This is a genomic window from Ruegeria lacuscaerulensis (genome assembly GCF_013031245.1).
GTDB classification, from domain to species: Bacteria; Pseudomonadota; Alphaproteobacteria; order Rhodobacterales; family Rhodobacteraceae; genus Ruegeria; species Ruegeria lacuscaerulensis_C.
Genome location: NZ_WPZL01000004.1, coordinates 209,035 through 234,176, shown reverse-complemented (window position 1 = coordinate 234,176; position 25,142 = coordinate 209,035). Strand labels below are relative to the sequence as shown.

At 58.4% G+C, this 25,142-nt stretch carries 20 protein-coding genes; 7 read left to right on the top strand and 13 right to left on the bottom strand.

Annotated elements, in window-relative coordinates; translation table 11 throughout:
• Positions 1-11 precede the first annotated feature (11 nt).
• Entirely contained in the window at positions 12-1,589 is a 1,578-nt protein-coding gene (locus GOX66_RS07565; RefSeq protein ID WP_170761208.1) for a DUF5928 domain-containing protein, read from the top strand.
• Between the two features lie 36 nt (positions 1,590-1,625).
• Here the strand turns inward: GOX66_RS07565 and amaB are convergent, their stop codons facing one another.
• The 7 genes from amaB to GOX66_RS07530 form a co-directional block, all read right to left on the bottom strand.
• Positions 1,626-3,137 (bottom strand): L-piperidine-6-carboxylate dehydrogenase, encoded by a 1,512-nt coding sequence (gene amaB, locus GOX66_RS07560; protein WP_170761206.1) that lies wholly within the window; start codon positions 3,135-3,137, stop codon positions 1,626-1,628.
• 3 nt (positions 3,138-3,140) lie between these two features.
• The gene (locus tag GOX66_RS07555; RefSeq protein ID WP_170761205.1) at positions 3,141-4,247 is read right to left on the bottom strand and encodes a saccharopine dehydrogenase family protein; all 1,107 of its coding nucleotides are present in this window, start codon (positions 4,245-4,247) and stop codon (positions 3,141-3,143) included.
• A gap of 800 nt (positions 4,248-5,047) precedes the next feature.
• Positions 5,048-6,757, bottom strand: a complete 1,710-nt coding sequence (locus GOX66_RS07550; RefSeq protein WP_170761203.1) for an ABC transporter ATP-binding protein — start codon at positions 6,755-6,757, stop codon at positions 5,048-5,050.
• Positions 6,758-6,761: 4 nt separating this feature from the next.
• Positions 6,762-7,712 (bottom strand): ABC transporter permease, encoded by a 951-nt coding sequence (locus GOX66_RS07545; protein WP_170761201.1) that lies wholly within the window; start codon positions 7,710-7,712, stop codon positions 6,762-6,764.
• Entirely contained in the window at positions 7,709-8,686 is a 978-nt protein-coding gene (locus GOX66_RS07540) for an ABC transporter permease (RefSeq protein WP_170761199.1), read from the bottom strand. Before GOX66_RS07540 ends, GOX66_RS07545 begins: the two co-directional genes overlap by 4 nt.
• An 87-nt stretch (positions 8,687-8,773) precedes the next feature.
• Positions 8,774-10,339, bottom strand: a complete 1,566-nt coding sequence (locus GOX66_RS07535) for an ABC transporter substrate-binding protein (RefSeq protein ID WP_170761441.1) — start codon at positions 10,337-10,339, stop codon at positions 8,774-8,776.
• A 107-nt stretch (positions 10,340-10,446) separates the two neighbouring features.
• Complete coding sequence (locus GOX66_RS07530; protein WP_170761197.1) at positions 10,447-12,027, bottom strand: ABC transporter substrate-binding protein; 1,581 nt, start codon at positions 12,025-12,027, stop codon at positions 10,447-10,449.
• A 199-nt stretch (positions 12,028-12,226) separates the two neighbouring features.
• On the opposite strand from GOX66_RS07530, the gene GOX66_RS07525 reads away from it, so the two are divergent.
• Genes GOX66_RS07525 through rfbA form a run of 5 tightly spaced genes read left to right on the top strand, consistent with a single transcriptional unit; the run spans position 12,227 to position 16,048 of the window.
• Entirely contained in the window at positions 12,227-12,568 is a 342-nt protein-coding gene (locus GOX66_RS07525) for a hypothetical protein (protein WP_170761195.1), read from the top strand.
• A gap of 42 nt (positions 12,569-12,610) precedes the next feature.
• On the top strand, positions 12,611-13,165 hold the full coding sequence (gene rfbC / locus GOX66_RS07520; protein WP_170761193.1) for a dTDP-4-dehydrorhamnose 3,5-epimerase: 555 nt from the start codon (positions 12,611-12,613) through the stop codon (positions 13,163-13,165).
• 3 nt (positions 13,166-13,168) lie between these two features.
• A complete protein-coding gene (gene rfbB, locus GOX66_RS07515) occupies positions 13,169-14,221 on the top strand; it encodes a dTDP-glucose 4,6-dehydratase (RefSeq protein WP_170761191.1) in 1,053 nt (350 codons plus the stop codon).
• A 55-nt stretch (positions 14,222-14,276) separates the two neighbouring features.
• Positions 14,277-15,128 (top strand): dTDP-4-dehydrorhamnose reductase, encoded by an 852-nt coding sequence (rfbD, locus tag GOX66_RS07510; RefSeq protein ID WP_170761190.1) that lies wholly within the window; start codon positions 14,277-14,279, stop codon positions 15,126-15,128.
• Entirely contained in the window at positions 15,125-16,048 is a 924-nt protein-coding gene (rfbA, locus tag GOX66_RS07505; protein WP_170761188.1) for a glucose-1-phosphate thymidylyltransferase RfbA, read from the top strand. The genes rfbD and rfbA overlap by 4 nt, the downstream gene beginning before the upstream one ends.
• A gap of 251 nt (positions 16,049-16,299) precedes the next feature.
• Here the strand turns inward: rfbA and GOX66_RS07500 are convergent, their stop codons facing one another.
• From GOX66_RS07500 to GOX66_RS07490, 3 genes are read right to left on the bottom strand one after another with little or no spacing between them, the layout of a single operon-like run.
• Positions 16,300-17,679, bottom strand: a complete 1,380-nt coding sequence (locus GOX66_RS07500; protein WP_336509459.1) for a polysaccharide biosynthesis/export family protein — start codon at positions 17,677-17,679, stop codon at positions 16,300-16,302.
• Positions 17,680-17,704: 25 nt separating this feature from the next.
• Positions 17,705-18,346 (bottom strand): YjbF family lipoprotein, encoded by a 642-nt coding sequence (locus GOX66_RS07495; protein WP_170761184.1) that lies wholly within the window; start codon positions 18,344-18,346, stop codon positions 17,705-17,707.
• The gene (locus GOX66_RS07490; protein ID WP_170761439.1) at positions 18,343-20,376 is read right to left on the bottom strand and encodes a YjbH domain-containing protein; all 2,034 of its coding nucleotides are present in this window, start codon (positions 20,374-20,376) and stop codon (positions 18,343-18,345) included. Before GOX66_RS07490 ends, GOX66_RS07495 begins: the two co-directional genes overlap by 4 nt.
• Positions 20,377-20,770: 394 nt before the next feature.
• Between GOX66_RS07490 and GOX66_RS07485 the strand changes: the two genes are divergently transcribed.
• On the top strand, positions 20,771-21,046 hold the full coding sequence (locus GOX66_RS07485) for a hypothetical protein (RefSeq protein WP_170761182.1): 276 nt from the start codon (positions 20,771-20,773) through the stop codon (positions 21,044-21,046).
• A 69-nt stretch (positions 21,047-21,115) separates the two neighbouring features.
• Here GOX66_RS07485 and GOX66_RS07480 read toward each other — a convergent pair whose 3' ends face one another.
• The 3 genes from GOX66_RS07480 to GOX66_RS07470 all read right to left on the bottom strand — a co-directional run bounded on the left by GOX66_RS07480 (position 21,116) and on the right by GOX66_RS07470 (position 25,091).
• Complete coding sequence (locus tag GOX66_RS07480; RefSeq protein WP_336509457.1) at positions 21,116-23,200, bottom strand: GumC family protein; 2,085 nt, start codon at positions 23,198-23,200, stop codon at positions 21,116-21,118.
• A 137-nt stretch (positions 23,201-23,337) separates the two neighbouring features.
• Complete coding sequence (locus GOX66_RS07475; protein WP_170761178.1) at positions 23,338-24,024, bottom strand: sugar transferase; 687 nt, start codon at positions 24,022-24,024, stop codon at positions 23,338-23,340.
• Between the two features lie 797 nt (positions 24,025-24,821).
• Positions 24,822-25,091, bottom strand: a complete 270-nt coding sequence (locus GOX66_RS07470) for a spike base protein, RCAP_Rcc01079 family (protein WP_170761176.1) — start codon at positions 25,089-25,091, stop codon at positions 24,822-24,824.
• Between the last annotated feature and the right edge of the window lie 51 nt (positions 25,092-25,142).

Sequence of the window (25,142 nt, the reverse complement as noted above, 5' to 3'; positions counted from 1 at the left end):
AAAGAAACAAAATGGCAAGGATTGCCTATATTCTACTGTGTCATAAAGACCCTGACGCGATCATCGCGCAGGCCGAACAGTTGACGGCCGCCGGGGATTGCATGGCCATTCACTTTGATGCACGCGCCAGCGCCGTGGCCTATGACCGAATCCGGACCGCTCTGAAGGACAATCCGAACGTGACCTTTGCCGCCAAACGTATCAAATGCGGCTGGGGGGCGTGGTCTTTGGTGCAGGCGACCCTGAATGCCGTGGCGGCGGCTGTCGATGCGTTTCCACGCGCCACTCATTTCTACATGCTGTCGGGCGATTGCATGGCCATCAAGACGGCGGAATACACCCACTGGTTTCTGGACGAGAACGATAAGGACTTTGTCGAAAGCCACGATTTCTTCGCCAGCGACTGGATCAAGACCGGCATGAAAGAGGACCGGCTGATCTATCGCCACCATTTCAATGAGCGCACCCAGAGCAGGTTGTTCTACACATCTTACGAATTGCAGAAACGGTTTGGTCTGACGCGTGAGATACCGGCGGACCTTCAGATCATGATCGGTTCCCAGTGGTGGTGTCTGCGCCGCCGCACCGTTGAGATGATACTGGACTTTCTGCGACAACGCCCGGATGTGGTCCGCTTCTTCTCGACCACCTGGATTCCGGATGAGACCTTTTTCCAGACACTCGTCCGCCACCTGGTCCCGAAGGAAGAGATCGAAAACCGGACCCCGACATTCCTGATGTTCTCGGACTACGGTATGCCGGTGACGTTCTACAACGATCATTTCGACATGCTATTGGGGCAGGATTACCTGTTTGCCCGCAAGATCAGCCCCGAGGCGCATGAACTGAAAGAGCGGCTGGGCAAGCTCTATGCCAGCGAAGGGGTCGAGTTTAAAATCTCGGGTGAAGGGCGGAATCTTTATGGGTTCCTGACTGGGCGTGGACGTGTTGGCCGCCGTTTTGGGCGACGGTTCTGGGAGGCCGGAAATACGCTGGGGCCCGAACGTGAGATTTTCCTGATCACCTGCAAAAAATGGCATGTCGCCAAGCGCCTCGTCGATCAGATCGTGTCCGAGACCGATATCCCTTGTGTCGAATATCTGTTCAACGAAGAGGAAACGGCCCTGCCCGATCTCGGGGGGATTGAAACCACTCTGATCAAACGCTCCCGTCATCGGCGGGCCGTCGTGCGTATGTTGTTCGACAGCTTTGAGACCGACAAACTGGTTTTATGCGTGGACCCGGCCGATCTGGATATCATTCAGGATTTCTGCGCCGATCAGGCCAGGACCCATGTTCTGGAAATCGAATGCGAGTATTCCGACGACTATCTGATCGGGCATGCCCGCCGGGTCGGTCTGGCTGGCGAGAACAGCCCGACGGAAACCGTGGCGCGTCTGGTTCCTGCTCTGCGCAATTCTCTGGCTTATGAATCCGAGTTGATCCGGGGGGCTGGGATCGACGGGTACTTGCGTATCCGGGAATCCAATCCGCGTGAGGAGAACGAAGCGGCAGTGGCCGAGTTTCTGGGTGTCTCGGATGACAAGGCTCAGGCCGTGATGCGGCTGGACTACCTGTTTGCGGACTGACCCGGCGACGCCGTTTGGGGCCGCCGGGCCGATTGATCAGATGTCGAACTTGACACCCTGAGCCAGCGGCAGTTCAGCCGAATAGTTCACCGTGTTGGTCTGACGGCGCATATAGGCTTTCCACGCGTCCGAACCGCTTTCGCGCCCGCCGCCGGTTTCCTTTTCGCCACCAAAGGCACCGCCGATCTCGGCACCGGAAGGCCCGATATTGACGTTGGCGATGCCGCAATCCGAACCGGCTGCGGTCAGGAACTGTTCGGCCTCACGCATATTCAGGGTGAATACGCAGGAAGACAGGCCCTGCGGCACGTCATTCTGGATTTCCAGCGCTTCGTCGAAATCGTCATAGCCCATGACATAGAGGATGGGGGCAAAGGTCTCGGTCTTCACCACCTCGGTCTGGCCGGGCATTTCAACAATGGCGGGCTCCATATAGACACCTGCAGGCACGCCGTCGGTCACACGATTGCCACCAAACACGGTGCCGCCTTCAGCCTTCGCAGACTCCAAAGCCGCAGCCATGGCGCCACCCGAGGCCTCATCCACCAGCGGGCCGACCAGCGTGCCTTCGGCCAGCGGGTTGCCGATGGGCAGACCGGCATAGGCCTTTTTCAGACGGCTCACCAATTCCGCGCGGATCGAGTTATGCACGATCAGGCGGCGTAGGGTGGTGCAGCGCTGGCCTGCGGTACCAACGGCCGAGAACACGATGGCGCGCACCGCCATTTCCAGATCGGCCGAAGGGCCAACGATCATCGCGTTGTTTCCGCCCAGTTCCAGAATGCACTTGCCAAAACGCTGCGCCACGACTGGTGCCACCGCGCGGCCCATGCGGGTGGAACCCGTGGCCGAAATCACCGGAACATCCTCGCTGGCCACCAGCACCTCACCCAGCGCCGCGCCGCCGATCAGGGTTTGCAACAGCCCCTCGGGCGCGTCACCAAATCGGGCCAGGGCGCGCTCGAAGATTTTCTGGCAGGCCATCGCCGTCAGCGGCGATTTCTCGGACGGTTTCCAGATCACCGGATCTCCGCACACCAGCGCCAGTGCCGCATTCCACGACCAGACGGCGACAGGGAAGTTGAAGGCCGAGATCACACCGACCGGTCCAGCAGGATGCCAGGTCTCCATCATCCGGTGGCCGGGACGCTCGGAGGCGATGGTCAGACCATAAAGTTGGCGCGATAGACCAACGGCAAAGTCGCAGATGTCGATCATCTCCTGCACTTCGCCCAGACCTTCGGAAGTGGTCTTTCCGGCCTCCCAGCTGACCAGAGCACCCAGGTCGTCCTTGGCGGCGCGCAGTTCCTCGCCTAGCAGGCGGATCAGCTCACCCCTGCGCGGGGCGGGAACGACACGCCATTCCTTGAACGCGGCCTTGGAGCGGGCAAAGATGGCATCCATCTCGGCCACCGGTGTCTCATGCACTTCGGCCAGCAGGCTGCCATCGATCGGAGACGTCACCTTGAGCGTTCCACCCGTCAGTTCGGCCTCTGTCAGATCCAGGTTCGCAAGTGTGGTTTGGGCTGTCATTACGATGTCTTTCATATCTCAGGCCGCCTTGTTCTGTTCGGTTACGTCGCCGGCGCGATAGAGCCGGCCAAATTCAGTGTTGAGGAAATCGGCAAGCTTCACCTGCTCTTGCCGGACAAATCCTTTCGTGGGCAGAGCACCGGCTCGCATCATGTCGACCACGCCCAGAACGCCTGCGGCGGTAGTGACCTGAATGGCGCTCCAGACCTGCCCGTTGATGGTGCGGGCGAAGCTCTTGTTGATCAGGGATTTCTCGCGCAGGGTACCGTCGATCATGCCCTTGGCGGTGCAATAGACCAGCACCACGTCCTGATCCGTGCGCGGCAACGCAGTCTCAAAGATGTCCTTCAGCAGATCGCGGCGGCGCTCCAGCCCCAGATCCTTGAGCAGCAGTTTCAGGATGTCGCAATGACCGGGATACCGGATCGAGCGGTAAGACACCGCCCGCGCCTTGCCGTCCAGCGTTTCGGGCAAAGTTCCCAACCCGCCCGAAGTGTTAAAGCATTCATATTCCACGCCATCATGACCCAACAGCTCATAATCTTCCAGCGGAGCGGTTTTGACGCGCTCGCCATTCACGATGGCATCGCAGGGGTTGCAGTATTCGTTGATCAGACCGTCGGTCGACCATGTCAGGTTGTATTTTAAGGCGTTGGTCGGATAAAGCGGCAGGGCACCCACCCGCATGTGCAGGCTGTCCAGTTCATCGAACTCGGACGCCAGCGACGACCCGGCGATGCCGACAAATCCCGGTGCCAGACCGCATTGCGGCATGAACGCCGTTTCGCTGTCCTGCGCCAGTTCGCGTACGGCATTGGTGGCCGCAACGTCTTCGGTCAGATCAAAGTAATGCGCACCCGCGGCTTTGGCAGCACTGGCAATTCTGGGTGTCAGAAAGAACGGGGCTGCCGAAATGACGGCATCGAAACCAATAAGCCCTTTGGTCAACTGTTTTTCGTCATCCACATCGATCTGCCGCGTCGATATCCCCTGCCGGTTCAATCCTGACAACGCCGCCAGGTCCCGGTCGGCTACCGTGACCGAATAGTTGGAAGATGATTGCAGCAAGGTGGCGATCATCTGACCGATCTTGCCTGCTCCGATGACACAAATATTCCAGCTCAAAACGCGCCTCCTCATTCGCTTTCAATAAGTATGAGGCTGCGGCTGTTCGAACTGCAGGGGTAATCTTGACGAAATCGCTGAAACCGGCGTCATTTCGACGGCATTTTCGTCAATACGTCGCCATTGCTGTCTGGCCCGGTCATTCAACCTCACCACGCGGCAGGCCATTGTTTGGACCGAACGGGAGGAACTGACATTAATCTTCTACAGCAGATCACAACCAGCTACACGGGTGCCAAACCAATACTGCGCTGACAGAAAAGCATAGCGCTCTGCTTTGCGCCTGCGACTCTACTGCGGTGGACAATGTGCCGAAACTGGTCGAACGCATCATTGCAGCCGCGCGTTCGGGTTTCACCAGCGTCGCATAGGATCCGTAACGGATCAGGGCGTGGGCGAAAATCAGGTCCGTCCCGGCCAAGCGGATCAGGACCGACCGGATCAGGGTCGAATATAGCCGAGAACAGAAACAGCTCGTGTTCGCGCCCGACAAAGCAGTGCCGGCATGACCGGGTGTAGTGCGTCATTTGATCCAGGCGCCACAGCTCGACCGGTTCGCTGAGCCCCTTGATCGCCCTGGTTCCCATGGATTCGCCGACACCTGCCGTTTGGCGGGCTCGCGTAGCGCCTCAGGCGCGCTCAGCAAGTCCCTAATGTCCTGAAACACGTCTCCCCTCTGAAGCCCCCAGCTTCAGAGACAGACCTGACACAACACACCCGCATGAGTCTGAAACAGTTGAATGCTTTAATGACTGCGCACGTCCAAATGCCCGGGTGAAGGGCCGTTGGGTATCCAATTTTCAGGCCTCTGCCTCCAGACCGTCGGTCGACAGGTCATCCAACTTGGGCATCAGCCGTAGCAATTCGCTTGCATAGTCGGTCTGTGGATTGGCAAACAGGTCGTTGGTCTCCTGAAGCTCGACCACCTTGCCCTGCTTCATCACGGCCACCCGATCGCACATCTGACGCACCACCGGCAGGTCGTGGCTGATAAAGAGAAGTGTCAGGCCAAGATGTTCCTGCAGGTCCTTGAGGATGTTCAGGATCTGCGCCTGAATCGAAACGTCCAGCGCGCTGGTCGGCTCATCACAGATCAGGAACCGCGGCTGCGTTGCCAGTGCGCGGGCAATGGAAATCCGCTGCCTCTGACCGCCCGAGAATTCGTGCGGGTATTTCAGCCCGGCCTCGTGGCCCAACCCGACCTGATCCAGCAATTCGTCAACGCGGCGCTTGATATCGACCCCGTCCATCAGGCGGTGATGGCGGATCGGTTCGGCCACGATATCGTCAACCCGCATACGGGGGTTGAGCGAGGAATAAGGGTCTTGAAAGATCATCTGGATGTTCCTGCGATAGGCATCCAACGCAGCCTTGTTGGTCAGATCGCTGACCACCTGCCCGTCAAAGGTAATTGTGCCTCCGTCCACGGGATAGAGGCCAGCAATCATCCGCGCGACAGTGGATTTGCCCGAGCCGGACTCGCCCACAACGCCGAACACCTCGCCCGCCCGAATATCGAAACTGACATCGTCAACAGCAGTGAAATAGGTGCGGTCCCACGGCAACAATCCGCGACGTTGCAGGAATTTCTTGGTCAGGTTGCGGATTTCAAACACTGGCTTCGAGGTATCATTGTTCACCTTGGGCCAATGCCGGGCCATATCCTCAATCGCGAAGCGGGTTTCGCGTCCGCCATAGCTGATCTGAGGAAAGCGGTGCAGTTTCAACGTAGGCCGCGGTACGGCGGCAATCAGCGATTTGGTGTATTCATGTCTGGGCTGCCCCATCACCTGCGCCGTTGGGCCGGATTCGACGACCTTGCCCGCGTACATCACCGTCACCTTGTCAGTTGTGTCCGCAATCACACCCATGTCGTGGGTGATCAGAATGACGCCGACTTGCCGTTCCTGCGCCAGTTCTTTGATCAGGCCCAGAATTTGGGCCTGAACGGATACATCCAGCGCCGTGGTCGGCTCGTCCGCGATGATCACATCCGGTTCGGTACATAGAGCCAGGGCGATGACAACACGCTGCCGCATTCCGCCCGAGAACTGGTGCGGGTATTGATCCAGCCGCGTGTCCGGATCAGGGATGCCCACCCGGTCGATCAGGTCGCGGGCACGCTTGTTCGCCTCAGCGTCAGAGCCGCCCAGATGGGCCTGAATGGTTTCGACCAGTTGCTCGCGCACCGTGAACAGCGGGTTCAGCGAGGTCAGCGGGTCCTGAAAGATCATCGAGATCTTCTTGCCGCGCAGCCCGCGCATCGCCTCGGCATCCAGACCGCTGATCTGATCGCCGCTCAGCTTGATGATGCCACTGGCAATCCGGCCGGGGCGGTCCAGCAGACCCATGATTGCCGCGCCGATGGTGGATTTACCTGCACCGGATTCACCCACCAGACCGTGGATTTCACCCGGCTCGACCGACAGGTCCACATGGTCCACCGCGGTGAACAATTGGCGGCGCGTCGGGAATTCAACCGTCAGGTCGTTGATCGTCAGAAGGCTCATGAAATCACCGCAGCTTGGGGTTCAGCGCGTCGCGCAGCCAGTCGCCCAGCAGGTTGACCGAAAGGGCCAGCGCCAGAAGGGTGCAGGCCGGGAAGAACAGGATCCACCACTCACCCGAGAACAGGAAGCCCTGCCCGATGCGGATCAGCGTGCCAAGTGAGGGTTGGGTCGGTGGTGCGCCGACACCCAGGAAGCTGAGCGTTGCCTCGGCGATAATCGCCAGCGCCAGCGAGATCGTGGCAATCACCAGGACCGGGCTGAGCACATTCGGCAGAATGTGCCGGAACATGATCGGGATCGATCCTCGCCCGATCAAACGGGCGGCCTGCACATATTCCTTGTTCTTCTCAACCAGTGCGGCACCGCGAACGACCCTTGCAAACTGCACCCAATCGGACAGGGCAATCGCGATGATCAGCACGTAGATCGCCATCTCATTGCGGTATTCCGGTGGCGTCACCCCCTTGGCGATACCGAAGATCAGCATGGCGACCAGAATGGCGGGGAAGGTCAGCTGCACATCTGCGATGCGCATGATCAGGGTCTCGACCCAGCCACCGAAATAGGCAGCCACGAGCCCGAGAACCACACCGATGATCATCGCCAGCAGCACCGCCGACGCGCCGACAAACAGCGAAATGCGCATGCCATAGAGGATGGTCGAGAACACGTCGCGCCCCTGATCGTCGGTGCCCAGCAGGAAGGTATCCTGCGTAAAGGCGTTAGGCGTGCCCGGCGGCGTAAAGCCGTTCATCAGGTTCAGCGATGCCGGATCGAACGGGTTGTGTGGCGCAATCAGCGGCGCAAAAATCGCCGCCAACACAAGGATCACCACGACCAGCGAGGCGATTATGGCCACCGGTGAATGCCGGAACGACCAAGCAAAATCGCTGTCCCAGAACTTGGCAAAGCGCGACCTGGCGGGGGCTTTAGGGGATTCGGCGGTATCGGTCATGTGGCCCTCGCGTCGACGCGCAGGCGCGGGTCGATGGCATAGTAAAGAAGATCGACAATCAGGTTGATCGTGACGAACATGACCGAAATCAGCATCAGATATGCGGCCATGACGGGGATATCGACGAACTGGATCGCGTTGATGAACAGCAGACCGACGCCCGGCCACTGAAACACTGTCTCGGTTATGATGGCGAAAGCGATGATCGAGCCCAGCTGCAACCCGGTGATTGTGATCACAGGCACCAGAGTGTTCTTCAGCGCGTGGCGGAAGTTGATCACCCGATCCGACAGTCCTCGGGCGCGCGCAAAGCGGACATAATCGGCACGCATCACCTCGAGCATTTCCGACCGCACCAGCCGCATGATCAGCGTCATCTGATAGAGGCCCAGCGTAATCGCCGGAAGGATCAGCGCCTTGAGACCCGAAGCTGTCAGGAACCCTGTGGACCAGCCGCCGATCATGACGGTCTCACCCCTGCCGAAACTGGGTAACAGGTCCAGCTCGACAGAGAAGATGTAGATCAGCAAAATCCCGATCAGGAAGGTCGGCAGGGACACTCCGATCAGACTGACGGTCATGATGATATTTGCCGCGACCCCTTGTCGTCGGATGGCGGTGAAAACGCCCAACGCGATACCCACTGTGATCGCCAGAAAGCCCGAAACAAAGGCAAGCTCCAACGTCGCAGGCGCACGTTCGGCGATGATCGTCGAGACCGGACGTCCCTGACGATACGAGACGCCGAAATTGCCCTGCACAGCGCCTTGCAGGAACTTGAAATACTGGACCGGAAAGGGCTGATCCAGGCCAAGCTCGGTGCGCAGCCGATCAATGTCGGCCTGCGTGCGCTCCTGCCCCAGCATGTTGTCGATCGGATCGCCGACAAAGCGAAACATCGAAAACGCGACCAGACCCACGACCAGCAGCACGATCACGGATTGGAACATCCTTCGGACGATATATGCGAACATTCATTTTCCCCGTTGATCTGTCTCTCTAGGCCGTCCTTGACCGGATGGTCAAGGTATCGCTAACGGTCAGACGCGACGTCCGAACGGCTAATTCACCGTTACCCAGCGCAGGAGAAAGAAGTTGTCCGGGCGCTGTGTCAGCTCGACATTGCTGCGCGCACCCCAGACCAGAGGCTGCACATACATCGGCACATAGACCTGTTCGTCCTGAATGATCTGCGCCACCTCGTCCAGCATGGCCTGACGTTTGGCGGCGTCCAGTTCCGATTGAATCATCGGCAGCAGTTCATCCACACGCGCGTTCGAGAAGCCGCCGAAATTCCAGCTGCCCAGCTTTTTCTCTTCGTTTGGAGTGGCCACGAGGAACCGAACCGGATGTTCCGCATCAAAGGTCCCGGGGCTCCAGCCCAAGAGGTACATGTCGTAATTGTCTTCGCGCAGCTCAGGCCAGTAGTTGCGGACGGGCATGGCATCCAGCTCTGCCGTTATCCCGATCTGGGCCAGCATGCTGACCACGGCCTGACAGACGACCTCGTCATTCAGATAGCGGTCATTGGGACATTTCAGACCGAAGGAAAAGCCGTCCGCATACCCTGCCTCGGCCAACAGCGCCTTGGCAGCCTCGACGTCAAATGCAGGGCGCGCAGCATTGGATTCAGAGTAGCCGCTCATCGCAGGGCTGACCAGTTGCGAGGCCGCCTCGGCATTGCCGCGCATGATGGTGGCCAGAATGGCGTCGACATTTACGGCCTGTGCCACAGCCCTGCGCACGCGCGCGTCGCGGAACGGGTTCGGTTTGCCCGCATCGTCGGTGTATTTCAGCATCTCAGCCTGATGATCGAAACCCAGCATGATCACACGCGCCTCGATGCCCTGAATAACGTCGACATCGCCGTTCTGCTGCAAACGCGCAACGTCCTGAATCGGCACCGGGTTGATCATGTCCACATCGCCCGACAGCAACGCCGCAACCGCGGTGGCCGGATTCTGGATCGGGGTGAATTCGGCGCCGGTGATATTGTGTTCCGCTTCGTCCCACCAGCCTTCGAACGGTTCCAGCACCGTGCGTAGACCGGGCTCGCGCGCGGTGACTTTGAATGCGCCGGTGCCGTTTGCGTTCAGCGTCGCGTAATTGCCGGTTTCCTTGTCGGGCACGACCGCATCATTGGCCTCGGTCCAGCCCTGATCCATGATCATCCAGTTGGCAATAGAGGACGGGAACAGCGGGTTCGGCGCGGTGGTCATGAAATCCACTGTGTAATCGTCGACCACGATCACATCACTGATCGGCGCAAACCAGCTGCGGGTATCCGCGGCCTCGCCCGAGGCGCGCTGATAACTGAACAGCACGTCCCGCGCGTCGAAAATGCTGCCATCATGAAAGGTAACACCCTCACGCAGATGGAAACGCCAGCCCTCGCCATCGCCGATGGGCTCCCAGCTGACCGCAAGCGCGGGTTCGACACTCATGTCCTTGCCGCGCCGGACCAGCCCTTCATAGACGTTGTTGAGGAACCCCAAAACCGCTGCGGAATTGACGGCATGCGGGTCCATGGTTTGCGGGTCGGTGGTCGAGGCCCATTTGAAATCGGCGGCCTGAACGCCGGTGGCGATCAGCATGGCCAGACCGATGGCACTGCTTCTAAGGATCATGGTGGCTTCTCCCTGTGTGTCCTGCAAATGGACGATGCGTTGAAGGATAACGCAAAAGGCGGCGGGGCGCGACATTCGCGCCCCGCCAAATCACTGATGTGATTGCCTCAGTTCAGAGTGAAATATTTGATTTTGGGCGAATCCTCGGGCTCGACCACGGTGCCAACGTTGGACTTCATGCCCCAGTTCAGCACCTGATGGTGGATCGGGATATAAAGCTGTTCGTCCTGCACCACCTGCCAGATCTCGGCGATCTGATTGTCGCGTTCGGGCAGGTTGGTTTCCGACGCCAGAGCCTGAATCTTGGCGTCCAGTTCCGGGTTGCTGTAACGGGTGCCATTCCACGAGCCGTACTTCTCACCCTTGGTGTGGGCGAGGAAATTGAAGATGTATTCCGAGTCATAGGTCGGAACGCCCCAGCCCAGCATGTAGAAGTCGGTTTCCAGGTTGTTGATCAGCGGGAAGTGCTGCGCCTTGGGTTTGGCATCCAGGTTCACCGTGATCCCGATCTGGGCCAGCATGCCGACAGCCGCCTGACAGATCGCCTCATCATTGATGTAGCGGTCGTTCGGGCAATCGAGCTGGATGGTGAAACCGTCCGGATAGCCCGCTTCGGCCATCAGAGCCTTGGCTCCCTCGATATCTGTCGTCGAGGAGCTGTCCATGCCCTCATCCCAACCATTCACGAAGGGCGGGGCAATCATGCCAGCCGGGGCCGATTGACCACGCATGACGACCTGTTTGATCGCATCGCGGTTAATCGCCTTGGACATGGCTTGACGCACGCGTACATCGGACAGGGGGTTCTTGCCGTCGACATTGTCGTTGGCCAGATCCGCATCGCCCTGGTTCAGACCAAAGAAGATCACCCGATTCTGCGGCGCAGTACGCACGTCCAGACCGTTGGCGCCGGCAACCCGCTCAAGGTCCTGAACCGGCACGTCCTGAATGAAATCGACTTCGCCTGACAACAGCGCCGCAACGCGGGTGGCTGCGTTCTGGATCGGGGTATAGACGATCTCGGTTACCTGCAGGGGGAACTCGTCTTTACCCCAGTAGTTTTCGTTGGCGGCCAGTACCGTTTTCACGTCCGGTTCGCGGCTGACCAGCTTGTAGGGTCCGGTGCCGTTGGCGTTCTTGGCAGCGAACGTGTCTTCGCCGCCCTCATAGTCCTGAACCTTCACGGCATTGTTCGCCTCAGCCCAGTCCTTGTCCATCATGAACATGTTGGTCAGGTTGTTGGGCATGATCGGGTTCGGACCATCGGTTTCGATCTCAATGGTGTATTTATCCGGCGCGCGCACCTCTTTGACTGAGGCCAGCAGCTCCTTGTAGTCTGAATCCGGCGTCATCGCGCGGTTCAGCGAGAACAGGACATCATCGCTGTCGAACTCGGCCCCGTCGTGGAAGGTGACGCCTTCACGCAGTTTGAACACCCAGACATTCGGATTGGCCTCGGACGGGCCCCACTCGGTCGCCAGCGCGGGCACAAGGGCACCTGAATGGTCACGCATGACCAGCGGCTCCATGATCTGGTGCGCCAGAGCCGATGTTGGGCCTTCGTTCTGGGCGTGCGGGTCCAGCGTCAGCGAGTCCCCGGCACGCGCCCAGCGCAGAGTATCAGCCGATGCGCCAGCCGCCATCAACGCCGTGGCGCTGGCGGCGATCATCAGGTTTCTTAGGATCATCTTAGTCTCCCCGGTTTTTGTTTGCTCCGTCCTTTCAGACGGTGGGCCGCTTTTTGCAGCCTCGGTGATCCTGATCATCCAGATCATTTTGACGGTTGCAACAATTGATTGTGAATAACCGTGACGACCCAAGGGAAAGTCAGACCCGACTGCCGATACCAGATGGTCAGAGAATTCATTTCAGAATGGCCGAGTGTAGATGCGGATCGTCCGGAAGGACGCGCCCGGTCGGGGTGTCACATCGCGCATCGACGTCGTCGCAACCCATCTGAAACACGGTGTCTGGTCGATGTTTTTCGGCCCGGTATGGCCCGACCTGTGCGAAGCAACCTTTTTTCTGAGGTTCACCGCCTTGATGACCTGCAATGCAGGACTAAAAGAGGCAAATCTCCTGACCGTACAGGCGTTGTTACGGTTCACCAAACCCACTGTTGCGCTTATTGGTACAATGTCTTCGCAGATCTGTTCGGTGTTTATTACTTTGGCCTGGAACACTTGTAAGGTGTACAAACAATGGGCTGATATTAAAGTGATGTTTTGAAACACACACACCAATTCAACCAAGGTATCCAGGTTTGACGTTATGCAAATTGAAGAAACCGAACTTCCGGGGTTGAAGGTGCTGACGCCGGCACGTTTCGGCGACTCGCGCGGCTTTTTCAGCGAAAGCTGGAATCGTCGTCGGTTGGAAGAGTGCGGGATCGATCTGGACTTTGTGCAGGACAATCATTCACTGTCAGCGCAGGCTGGCACCCTGCGCGGGCTGCATTTTCAGGCGCCACCTGCGGCCCAGGACAAACTGGTACGCTGCGGCCGGGGCTCTCTGTTTGATGTGGCTGTGGATATCCGCAAAGGATCGCCAACCTATGGCAAATGGTTCGGAGTTGAATTGACGGCAGAGAACGGCAAGCAGCTCTTGGTGCCCAAGGGGTTTCTGCATGGTTTCGTTACCCGGGCGCCCAATACCGAGGTGATCTACAAATGCACCGATTATTACGCGCCAGACTGTGACGGTGTCATTGCATGGTACAGCTGCGGCATTGACTGGGGTTTCGATGGTGCCCCTGTACTGTCTGAAAAGGACTCAGTGGCGCCCGCTCTGGCCGACTTCGACAGCCCATTCACCTGGGAAGGATAAGAGATGAAGTTTCTGGTCACAGGCGGCGCGGGATTCATCGGCTCGGCCGTGGTGCGGCTTGCGGTTGCACGTGGTCATGAGGTGGTGAACCTGGACGCGCTTACCTATGCCGCCTGCCTGAAGAATGTGGCGGAAGTTGAGAACAGCCCGCTTTATTCCTTTGAACATGCCGATATCCGCGACCGTGATGCACTGGACGGCATCTTTGCGGACCACAAACCGGATGCGGTGATGCACCTGGCAGCGGAATCCCATGTGGACCGATCGATCGATGGGCCCGGCGATTTCATCGAAACCAATATCACCGGTACCTTCAATATGCTCGAAGCTGCCCGGAAGTTCTGGACCAAGACCGGCAAGCCGGAAACCTACCGCTTCCACCACATCTCGACGGACGAAGTTTTTGGAAGCCTGCCTGCCGACCGGTCGGTGAAATTCACGGAAGACACCTGCTACGATCCGCGGTCGCCCTATTCGGCCTCAAAGGCCGCCAGCGACCATCTCGTGCGGGCATGGCGTGAAACCTATGGACTGCCGGTGGTATTGACCAACTGCTCAAACAATTACGGGCCTTACCATTTCCCGGAAAAGCTGATCCCGGTGGTGATCCTCAATGCCCTGGCGGGCAAAGAGCTGCCGATCTACGGCGACGGCTCCAACGTGCGTGACTGGCTTTATGTTGAGGATCACGCCGACGCGCTGCTGCTGGTGGTGCAGAAAGGCACGCTTGGGCAGACCTATAACATCGGCGGCGAGAATGAGCGGTCAAACCTGGAACTGGTGCACACGCTTTGCGAGATTCTGGATGACAAACGTCCGCGCGCGGACGGCAGATCCTACAAGGATCAGATCACCTTTGTCACCGACCGTCCGGGTCATGACGCACGTTACGCCATTGATCCGACACGTATCCGGAAAGAGCTGGGCTGGCGCCCTTCGGTAACGGTTGAGGAAGGGTTGGAGCGCACCGTGCAATGGTATCTCGACAACGAGGGCTGGTGGCGTGCGCTGCAGGGCCGCGACGGCGTCGGCAAGCGACTGGGCACCGGGACCTGAAGGCGTTCCGACAGGAGGGGATGGAACAAGATGGCAGAAGGGCGGGGCTGATCCCATGAACATTCTGGTTTTCGGCAGAACCGGCCAATTGGCGCGCGAACTGGCAAGGCAAGGGGGTGTGACCTGCCTGGGTCGCGACCAGGCGGATCTAAGTGATCCTTTGGCTTGTGCGGATGCCATCCGGGCGCGGGGTCCGCAAGCCGTGATCAATGCCGCCGCCTATACCGCCGTCGACAGGGCAGAGGAAGAGGAGGCGCTGGCCACTGTGATCAATGGCGAAGCACCGGGGGCCATGGCCCGGGTTTGCGCAGAAATGGGCATCCCCTTTGTGACGGTTTCTACGGATTACGTCTTTGACGGCAGCGGTGAAGTGCCCTGGCAAACGACTGACACGCCGGCTCCGGTCAGCGCCTATGGCCGCTCAAAACTGGCGGGCGAAGAGGCGGTCCGTAGGGCGGGAGGCACTCATGCCATACTGCGCACCTCTTGGGTGGTGTCGAGCCACGGAAATAACTTCGTGAAAACCATGCTGCGACTGGGGCGCGAGCGAGAGCGGCTGACCATCGTTGCCGACCAGATCGGAGCGCCGACCCCGGGCCGTGACATTGCCGCCGCCTGTCTGGAAATGGCGCGGCAAATAGGCAAAGACCCGAGCAAGTCCGGCCTTTATCATCTGGCGGGCGCACCTCAGACCAGTTGGGCAGGCTTTGCCCGGGAGATTTTCAGACAGGCCGTGATCGACTGCGTGGTAGAGGATATCCTGACCTCAGATTATCCGACGCCTGCGGCGAGACCACTCAACTCCCGGCTCGATTGCACCTTGTTAGAGAACGTTTTTGGTATCCCCCAGCCGGATTGGCGGTTGGGGTTAACTGATATTCTTAAAGATTTGGGAGAGGTTTCATGACTGATGTCACACGCAGTTCTGGCAGGAAAGGTATCATCCTGGCGGGCGGTTCGGGAACCAGGCTTTACCCAATCACCATGGCGGTGTCGAAACAGCTATTGCCTCTCTACGACAAGCCGATGATCTACTACCCGTTGTCCGTTCTGATGCTGGCGGGTATCCGCGAAATCTGCGTGATCACAACACCACAGGATCAGGAGCAATTCATCCGGTTGCTGGGCGATGGCAGTCAATGGGGGATCGACCTGACCTTTGTGGTTCAGCCGTCACCGGAAGGGCTGGCGCAGGCGTTTATCCTCGCCGAGGAATTTCTCGATGGCGCCCCCTCGGCGCTGGTGCTGGGCGACAATATCTTTTTTGGCCATGGCTTGCCGGAACTTCTGGAAGCAGCGGATAGCCAGAAGGTCGGCGGCACCGCCTTCGGGTATCACGTGGCCAATCCGGAACGCTATGGCGTGGTGGCCTTTAGCAAGGACGGAACAGTGCAGGAAATCATTGAAAAGCCACGCGTTCCCCCCTCGAACTATGCCGTAACCGGGCTCTACTTTCTGGATGGCAGCGCGCCGCGGCGTGCGCGAATGGTGACGCCTTCGCCGCGCGGCGAATTGGAAATCACAGATCTTTTGCAGATGTATCTGGACGACGGCACCCTGCGGGTGGAAACCATGGGCCGCGGCTATGCCTGGCTGGACACCGGCACGCATGGCTCGCTTTTGGATGCGGGCAATTTCGTGCGCACCTTGCAGGAGCGACAGGGGCTGCAGGCTGGCTGCCCGGAGGAGATCGCTTTTGGACAGGGCTGGATCGATCGTGACTTGATGAAAAAACACGCCAGGGCATTCGAAAAAACCCGGTACGGCGCGTACCTTGCGGCTTTAGTCGATGCCGAAGACACGGAATTTCGCGATTCCGCATCTTAAGCCGATAGTCTTGCTGACGGCGCCGGATAACAGGTTCCCGGTGGTCTGCCGTGCTACTCGGTTCCGCTGTATTTCCAGTCTGCGTTCTTTTTGGCGCAGAAGGTCGATGCATTGCCGTACTGAGTATTGAAGGCTTAACCCGTTTGCTTGTCCCGCCGATCTTGTTGTGCCGGAAAGTCACTGCCGAAACTGCCGATTGGTGTTCTCGGCAGTTCCTTTTTTTCAAAGCGAAGCCAGATCGCAACCTGCTCTTAATTCACTGCAGCGTTTATTGGCGTTGTGATCAGCGACGGTGTAATCTGGCTGATTGTTCTGCCCCATTTTGTGACGGGGTTTTCTGCGATGAAGATGATGTCGTTGCTGCGCAGTTCGAATTGCGCGGCAAGGGTGAGTTGTGCGGCGTTTCGGATGTCGAGGTGCCATGCGGTGACGGCACCAAATTCCCGCGCATCCTGCGAGGCGCGCAAAACGTAGACTTCCGAGGCGTCACCGGTCTCTTTCGCGATCCCGCCACCGGTGTCAAACAGCGCATCCGCCAGGCTCGCTTCGTGGCCGAATGGCAGAGCGTAACGGCCCTGGGTGCGGACCTCGCCGCTGAGATAGACGTAATCCCTGTCCACCGCGTCCAGCTCAATCGACTGGATGAAGTTGTCACGGCGTTCATTCAGGTCGGCCCGTTGCAGATTGACGGCGGTCGAAAGCTCTTGCAGGGCGGTTTGACGACCTTCCAGAACAGTTTCGCGCAGCTGGATTTGCTGAACAAAAAAGCGTTCGGCGCGATCAAGGTCGTAGTCGGTGTCGACAAAGACCGAGTCATTGGCGACCAGATTCAGGTTCTGCAGATCCGTGCGCGAGTAGAGATCTTCGAGTGGAATCTGATACATGCGGCCATCGCGATAGATCCGCACCGAACTGTTATCGATATCACTGACCGAGACGGACCCAGCGGCGGACAGCGCCTCGCCCAGCGTCAGCTGTGTCAGGGTGATGGGTTGTACGCCGGGTTGACCCACCGCCCCGCCTACGGACACGCGGCGCGAGTTGAATTCGGCGATCTCAAGGCTGAAGGTCGGATCGATCTGGTTCTCGACCAGGCGCCGAAACAGCAGAGCCTCGGCCTCATCCACTGTCAGCCCGACCAGCCGGACGCGGCCCACATCGGGGATATTGATCGACCCGTCATCCTGCACGGTGTAGCCGTTGCGGCTGTTTTGGGCGGCCAGCAGTCCCGACAGTTCACCCGCTGTGCCTTGCGTCGACGGGGTGGACAGCACCAGCACGTCGCCGATGCCAATAGTATAGGGGCCCGGGTTTATCTGCGGCGGCGGGTCCAGTTGCAATCCCGCGCGCGATCCATCCTGGGTTGAAGGTGCCTCGGGCAAGGGGCCGGTGCCGCGCAGGCTGGCGCTGGAGCCGGATCCCGCCGACAGCCCGAATACCGAAGGCAGGGTTTTTGGCGAATAGGGCGAGCGGTTGGCCACCAGCACGGTTTCCGGCGTCACCGGCACGACCCGTACCTTGCCGCTGTCCGAGACGCCCGCAGTTACCGAGGGGCTGCGATAAATGGTCGAGCATCCGGCGATCAGACCGCCAAGAGCCAGCGCACTGAGGAAGAGTGGAATGTGGCGCACGATGTGTCCTCCGCTGTTCAAAAATCTAGGTATCATCCGGCACAACCTTCATGAACATGTTGCCCAGAAATGCGCCAGTCCATTGCGAGGACTGGACAATCTTGCGGGTGCTTCCCTGCACCCAGTAGGTATTGGTAAAGCTTTCCGCCACCCCATAGCATTGCTCTTGCAGCCGTTGAGTGGCGACAGGGGCGCCACGCAGGACAATGTCCTCGGACCCTAAGGTGCTGATCTGGCAAATATACGCGTGCAGCTCGATCTCATCATTACCGTTGAGAAAGCTGTGGAACCGTTCGACCCGACCCTCGCCGCCATTGAGGATCAGATCGGCGCTTTGGCGGACATCCGAACCGGCCATGCCCCCACCGAACCCTTTGGTCGAGGTCAGGAACCCCTGTTCCAGCGTAATCGTGGCGCCGTCGGCGGTCAGCCAAGTCTGCACTCCGTCCCGCTCGACCTCAAGCAACATGACACCGCTGAGGTCGCTGGCAGGAAACCCGACCTCAAGCCGGGGCGGGATCGGGCGGCGCGCGGCCAGCGCCTCGGCGCGGGGGTGGAACCGGGGCGCGTTCGGTTGCAACGCGCCGCGCAACAGGTCGAAATCATCCTGTGCCTCGCCGCAGGACACAAGAAGAAGCCCAAGAAATGCGGCACGCAGGGCCTTCATCTCCAGAACCTCCCCCAGCCGCGGGACAACTGCTGCGCGCGCGCCTCGCGGGTCACACCGTAAAGCCGGTTGCGTACGTTCAGCCGTGCGCCGCCATCGCGCAGAACCGGGCGGATCGTTTGGCTGATTTTATTGCGGGACGGTCGCCCGGTCAGCCACGAGACCGGAATTTCCAGCCGGATACCTTTATCGAACGAGCCCTCACCGAAATCTTCAAAGCTTACATCGGTCAGAGTAAAGAAGGCGCCGACCTTGAAGCCATTGTTGAACTCGCGATCCAGAGAAAAGGTCGCCCCGTAGTCGCCTGCCAGATACCGGCCCGCATCAATCTGCGCATGATAATCCCCCGGCAAGTCGTAATAGGCCGAGACATGGCCGGTGGCGACTTTGTAATCCTGAAAGCCGAACAAAACGTCAAAGTCGCGTTGGGCGACGTAGTTGGCCTCGATCCCCAGCGCCAACCGGCTGTCCGTCGGGTACCAGAGCAGTTCAGTCGACAATCCACCGAACATGGTCTCCAAATAGCCCAGCGTGGTGCGCGCATAGAAGTTTTCCGCGGGCCGCCACAAATATTCTGCAGTCAAGTGTTCGATCCGCAGATTGGATTCCCGAGCGTAGATCGCCCAATCCGATCGCACATGTGGAAGCACCGAATCCGAAACACGGGTGCTGTCATCCAGCGTGCCGATGATCGGCTGACGCAAACCCGTCGACAGAGTGAACCCGGGCGTCAGGGTATAATCCAGCCCGAGCGCCGCACCGATTTCGTATCGCACCGGGTCATCGGGGTCGAAAAAAGAAAGATTCAGGTAGGGTCCAAACCGATACGAGAAATGCGGATAGGCATCGCTGATAATACCGCCCTGGATCAGCGGGATCGTGTCTGAAATCTCGGCCCGGGCAAAGCTGCGCCAGGCGTTATCGGGGTCGTGCTCAAGCTCATACAGATCGCTCCGATTTACCCGGACCGCGCTTAAAGGCACTCCACTGGACATAAGAGCGATGTCAAAATATTCTGCCTGAGGCGGCTGCTCGTTCGCCAGCACACGCGCGGTGCGGCCAAGGGCCTGTGCCGCCTGGCCATAGGTATTGTTCTCGACCCCGACCCCAACTGTATCCCCGGATTCAGAAAGGTAGACCAGCCGTAACCCTTCCTGCTCCAGTGCCGTTTGCAACTGATCCCGGATATCCGCCTCGTTGCGGGGGCGGGTCAAGGCAACCTGATCTTCCGGCACCAGAGGCGGCGGCGCGGCGCCCTGCCCGCCCGGAGCCACCGTTTTGCGCGGATCGATGAAGTAGCTGTAGGTCACTCCAAGCGTGGTGCCGTACAGATAAGAAGCCGTCAGCTGAGACCCGTTTCTAAACCTGTATTGAGCACCGAAATTGAACGGGGATTTGACCCTGAAATTGTCATTTGTGCTTTCTTGGGTGTAAAGGTCGGGGGAATATTCGGCCAGAAAAGTGAGGCGGTCACTGTATTGCCAGATGGCGCCCCCGAACAATGCAGCGTCGCCATGAAACCAGTTGCCGAAATCCAGCTGGCCGGTCTCTGAAATACCGCCGGCGTTTGCGTTATTTCGCGTGTCAAACCGGTCGCCGAATACGCTCAGCGGGTTCGAAAACGCACCGCGTCCGGCCATGCGCCCCCACCCAATGCCACCAGTCAGTTTGAACCGGTCTTGAAAAGTTTTTGTGGCAACGAAGTATTCCGCAGCATAGATGCCGGTGCCGCCAAAATCGCGCAACCCCATCACAATAGCCGGTCCGCTTCTGCTTTCTTCGCGCAGCCGGAAGTGGACGTCGAAACTGCGGTCGTAGCGTGTGGAATCGGGACCATCCAACCTGTCGAGAACAGCGTACCGGAAACTGCCATGAACCCAGGGCAACATCTGGAAAGTCATCGTCGCCCGTCCGGTATTTCTGAACCCCGCCCCCGTGAAAACAAGCGTGCCGTCGTCGAACATCTCAGCAGTCGGGATATCCAACAGGCCGGGCGTGCCATATGTCGACACCGACTGCGCCCGAGCCATGCCCGCAGCGACGGCGCACGCCAATATCAACAGGCGCGTTAGCCCACTTTTCACCGCTCGATTCTTCACTTCAAATTGTCGCTGTTTTTTCTTGGCGCCTGATTAGCCGCATTTCCGAATGGGGTCTTGTGTCATTTCAAATTCACAGGGTTTCATTCACCTTTGTGGCGAATCTGCCAATTTCCATGGCCCGTATCGCAGTTTTCGGACTCTTGAAAGAAGGCACTTTGCTCCGGAGGTCATTTAGGGCGCAACAATGTGCGGCATGTTTGTCACCAAGCCGCTGAAAAACATCACTTTCCCTGCATTTTTTATTTTTTTCCATGGTGCGGCATTTTCTGTGCCTATCGGCTGTGTTAGCGTCCGGGGCAAGACTTGCTTTAGGAGATTCAAGATGATCAGAAAGACGCTTCTGATTTTTGCCCTCTCAACCACAAGCGTGTATGCGCAGGAAACGCCACCCAGTCCGGCAACGCCCAACCCGGCGCCAGCAGCCCAGGCAGGTGGCGGTGCAGGTGCGGCAGGCGCGGCCGCAACTGCAGGTGTCACCGGATTTGTGCCGCTTGTTGCACCAGCGCTTGGCGTGGCCGCGGCTGCTGTTGGGCTGGCTGCCGCTGGCGGCGGTGGATCAACAAACAGCACGACAAGTACGGTTGGCACCACGAAATGAACCTTCGACTTCAAACAAAAAACAGCGCGCCTAAAAGGTGCGCTGTTTTTTTGCTGCTGTAGCTGGTGATCAGTTGCTGTAATACTTGTTTGCGTGGCCGCCATAACTATAGCCGTAATGCCTGGCGCTTCGGGCGTTGATCTGACCCAGCACTATCCCTGTCAGGCGTTGATTATCGGTGTGGAACAAACGCATGGCCTCGGTGACATCCTGTTCGGACGTGTCATTCCATTTGATGGTCAACAGCACCGCATCGGCATTGCGAGCAATCAGGCGCGCGTCGGACACCAGCAATGTCGGTGGCGTGTCGATCAGGATAACGTCATACCGCTTGCGCATGTCCTCGAGAAACACTCGGAACCGTTCCGAGGCAAAAAGGTCTGCCGCATTGGCTGAAGTTTCTTCGCCCGCCAGAACGTCACACCCCAACAGCGGATCCTGAAAGATTGCCTCCTGAGCCGTCGCGTCCCCTGCCAGAACTGACACGATCCCTTTGTGCGGCACGTCCATCAGTTGCAACGTCAAGGTCAGGCGCCGGATATCGCCTTCGACCAGCAGCACCTTTTTGCCGATCCCGACGAAATTCTGCGCCAGCGCCAGAGAATTCGTCGTCTTGCCCTCACCCGGCAGCGAAGACGTCATCACCACGACCTGCGGCGGGTGATCTACATTGGACAACATCAACGAGGTGCGCAGGTTGCGCACCGCCTCGGCCGCGGCCGAAGAAGGCTTGTCGGCGAGGTATTCCAGAACCTTGCGGCGTCCGCGGGCGGGAAAGAGTGGAATCTGACCCAGAACGCTGTAGCCGGTTTTGCGCTCCAGCTCCTGCGCCGACCGGTAGCCTGCGCGCCGCGCTTCATTCAGCAACACAATGGCCGCGCCCAGCATGACGCCCAAAATAGCCGACAGCGCAAGGATCAGAGGCTTTCGCGGTGCCGAAGGATCGCTGGGGATCACGGCACGCGACAATTGGCGACTGTCCGCTTTCTGGATACCTTCCTGCGCCGATGTCTCCTTCAGCCGGGCCAGAAAATACTCATACAGCAGCCGGACCGCTTCGGCCTCACGCGCCAATTGCTGAAGTGTGATCAGATCCCCATTCTGCTGCGCGATCTGCTTACCCAATTCTTCAGCCGATTGCGTCAGGGCCTCAACCTGCTGATCCGCCCGCCGCGCCTCGAGCGCGGTGCGTGCCACCAGGCGCTGGAAGGCCGTGTCAAAGGCGTCTTCACCTGTGCCGGATTCTTCGATCTGACTGAACAGGCGTTGAAGCTGCGGATCCTGGCTGGCTTCGGCTTGTTCTTCGAGGCTGTCTGATGCGTTCAACGCGTCATACCGGGCCTGCGCCGAGACGCTGGCCGCTTCGGCTGAAACGCGGCGTTCACGCAGGTCCTTCAACTGAACTTCCTGCAATTGCAGCGCCTCTGGTGAGATCAGGGCCGTAGAGGCGTTGAACTCGGTGACCTTCGCCTCCGAAGTTTCCAGCTCGATCTGCAGCTCAGCCACCCGATCGGTCAGCCACGAGGTCGCCTGTTCGGTGGCTTCGAACTTCACTTCGATCTGGTTCAGGACGTAGAGCTCGACAATGGTGTCCGCAATCAGCGCCGACTTGCGGGCTGACTCGGTTTCGACCGTCACCTCGAACACCAGGCTTTGCGGCACATTGCGAATCGCGGCCTTCCCGATCAGTGCGGAAATCACATCGTCCCGGATCAGCTGTTCGGCAAGTTCCTTGGACTCCGGATCAAGGCCGGTCTGAGCTGCAAATATGGATTTAATAAACTGCTTCACCCGATCGAGCGCAGAGACCGGCAGAAGATCTGCATTGAACTCTGGGTCCGAGACCAGGTCCAGCGTGTCGACAACCTTACCCATCAGGCCCCGGGACTTTAGCACTTCCAGTTCGGAATTGACTTCGGCCGTGTCCCCGGCCAGACCGCCAACCACACTTTGCAGATCTACCACGCTGGCCTGATCAGTTTCCAGCATGACCACAGCGGTAGACTTGTACACCGGGACAGCAGCGACAAACGCGTAATACACACCAATCAATATCGCCACGGCGGTGGACAGGGCGACGATCCATTTGCCGCGCCACAGCGTTCCCACCAGCGCGCCCAGGTCAACCGTGTCGTCCGCGGAGCTGTTGCCCACCGCGGGCTCGCCTGTTTGGAAATGCGCGTCATGTATCGGAGTTTGCTTCATATCAAGCTTACGATCCCAAGTACCAGACACACGCGAAACGCGTGTGCTGCCGCTCTCTACAGGCTTCTCGGGCAAGAATAAAGGACTTAACGGCCCGTTCTCAGAAGCACCGCCGAAGCCGTCAGTGAGATGATCTTGAGGTCTTTCAGAAAGCTGCGCCGAGCCAGATAGGCGACATCCATCGCGACCCGCTCGCTATAGCTGATGTCATTGCGGCCCGAGACCTGCCACAGCCCGGTAATGCCCGGTTTCTGAGCAAGATAAGCTGATGCCGAACTGCCATATTTAACCAGTTCGATTGCAACCACGGGACGTGGGCCGACAAAGCTCATCTCGCCTCTAAGCACATTCCAAATTTGAGGCAACTCATCCAGGCTGGTCTTGCGAAGAATGTGTCCAAGCCGATTGATACGCGGATCGTTCGTCAGTTTATGGTCGCGCTCCCACTCTTCCGCTGCTTCCGGGTTGGCGTCCAGGTATGCCTGAAGTCGACTTTCGGCATTCACGACCATGCTGCGAATTTTCCAGCATTTGAAGGGTTTACCATTTTTTCCAATGCGTGTATGTCCGAAAAAGCCGGGTCCGCCATCACTGCGTACAAGGCACCATAAGATAAAAATGACCGGCGCAATGACCGGCAGCAGCAGTAAGGCAAGCAGAAGATCAAATACCCTTTTCCCTAATCCGGTATAAAAACCTGACGGCACCGTGTGCGGTGCCGGTTGGTCAGCCGTGCTGTCTTGAGAATGTGCCGCAGAAGAAAAGTCCAGCATATTTGAAATCCCGAAACATTGGTGCAATGGGTAATACATCGTTTAGATGATTAATTAGTTTTTTACTAAACTCTAAAGTTAAAAATAATAAGATCAAAAATTAACATTCCGCGAAAAAAATTCTGCGCATGCACAAATGTTGCACGAGATGCCTCAGTGGCCGGCACGCGCAGGTTTTCGTTCCGCTCATGAACAACCATAAGGTGAGTTTGCCGAAGAAGTTTCAATGTTAAATGCCTCAATCTGTGCGCGGGGTAGGCGCGCGAATCGCCCACTCACGATTGGCCGCCGGAAAGGGGGCTAAGCACCACAAGGTTCCGCAGCTAATTGCTGGTGCGGTATCGCCCTGCTGCCTTGAGGACACAAAAAGTAACCAATGTGGCCATACGGAAATTCGGCTTCCGCGTTAACTACAAGCCAGTAGGTTTCCGGAGCCTCCGAGATGGAGGGTGGGAGTAATCATCATGCCTAAAATACTCGATCATAGCTAAGCAGCTTTCCGGTTTCAGAGATTGACTGCTCTTTTGACCATCGTAACGGCGATTTCCTGACTGAGGGTTCGTATTTCGGTTCATGCCCTATTATTTATTAGCCCCTAGTTTGACGGGTTATGAGCCCGGCAAGTTCCAGCCGCAAAGAAACGGGAGTGCTATCTCAGACGGCGGCATTGCCGGACCAATTGTTGAGTACGCCGGTTTAGCATCACATGCTTACTTGCCGCTCAAATCCGGGCGACAAGACATGGCGGAGCATCCGGTGTCGTTGATTCGGAATCGTGAAAATTTCCCGGATCAGCCTTATGCCAGCACCATGGCATGAATGCCCCCAGCCGACGTGCCGGAAGCATGTACGCGCGAGATACCGACCGGCAGTATGGAGAAATCGGCAACCTCGACAGATCGGGTATCGCCCCGAACCGTGGTTACAACCAGGGTGCCACCGGCTTCGACATAAAGACCGATCGCAACGTCGGCCAAATCTGCAGTATCCGAAGGTGTAACAGGGACAATGTCGCTTGCAGGGCCCGACAGGCTGGAAACGCGATTGGTGAATGGGTTCGTCGGCATGGTTCAGGTCTCGCTGTTTGTATCGATCAGCGGCACGTTAGCCAAAATTTG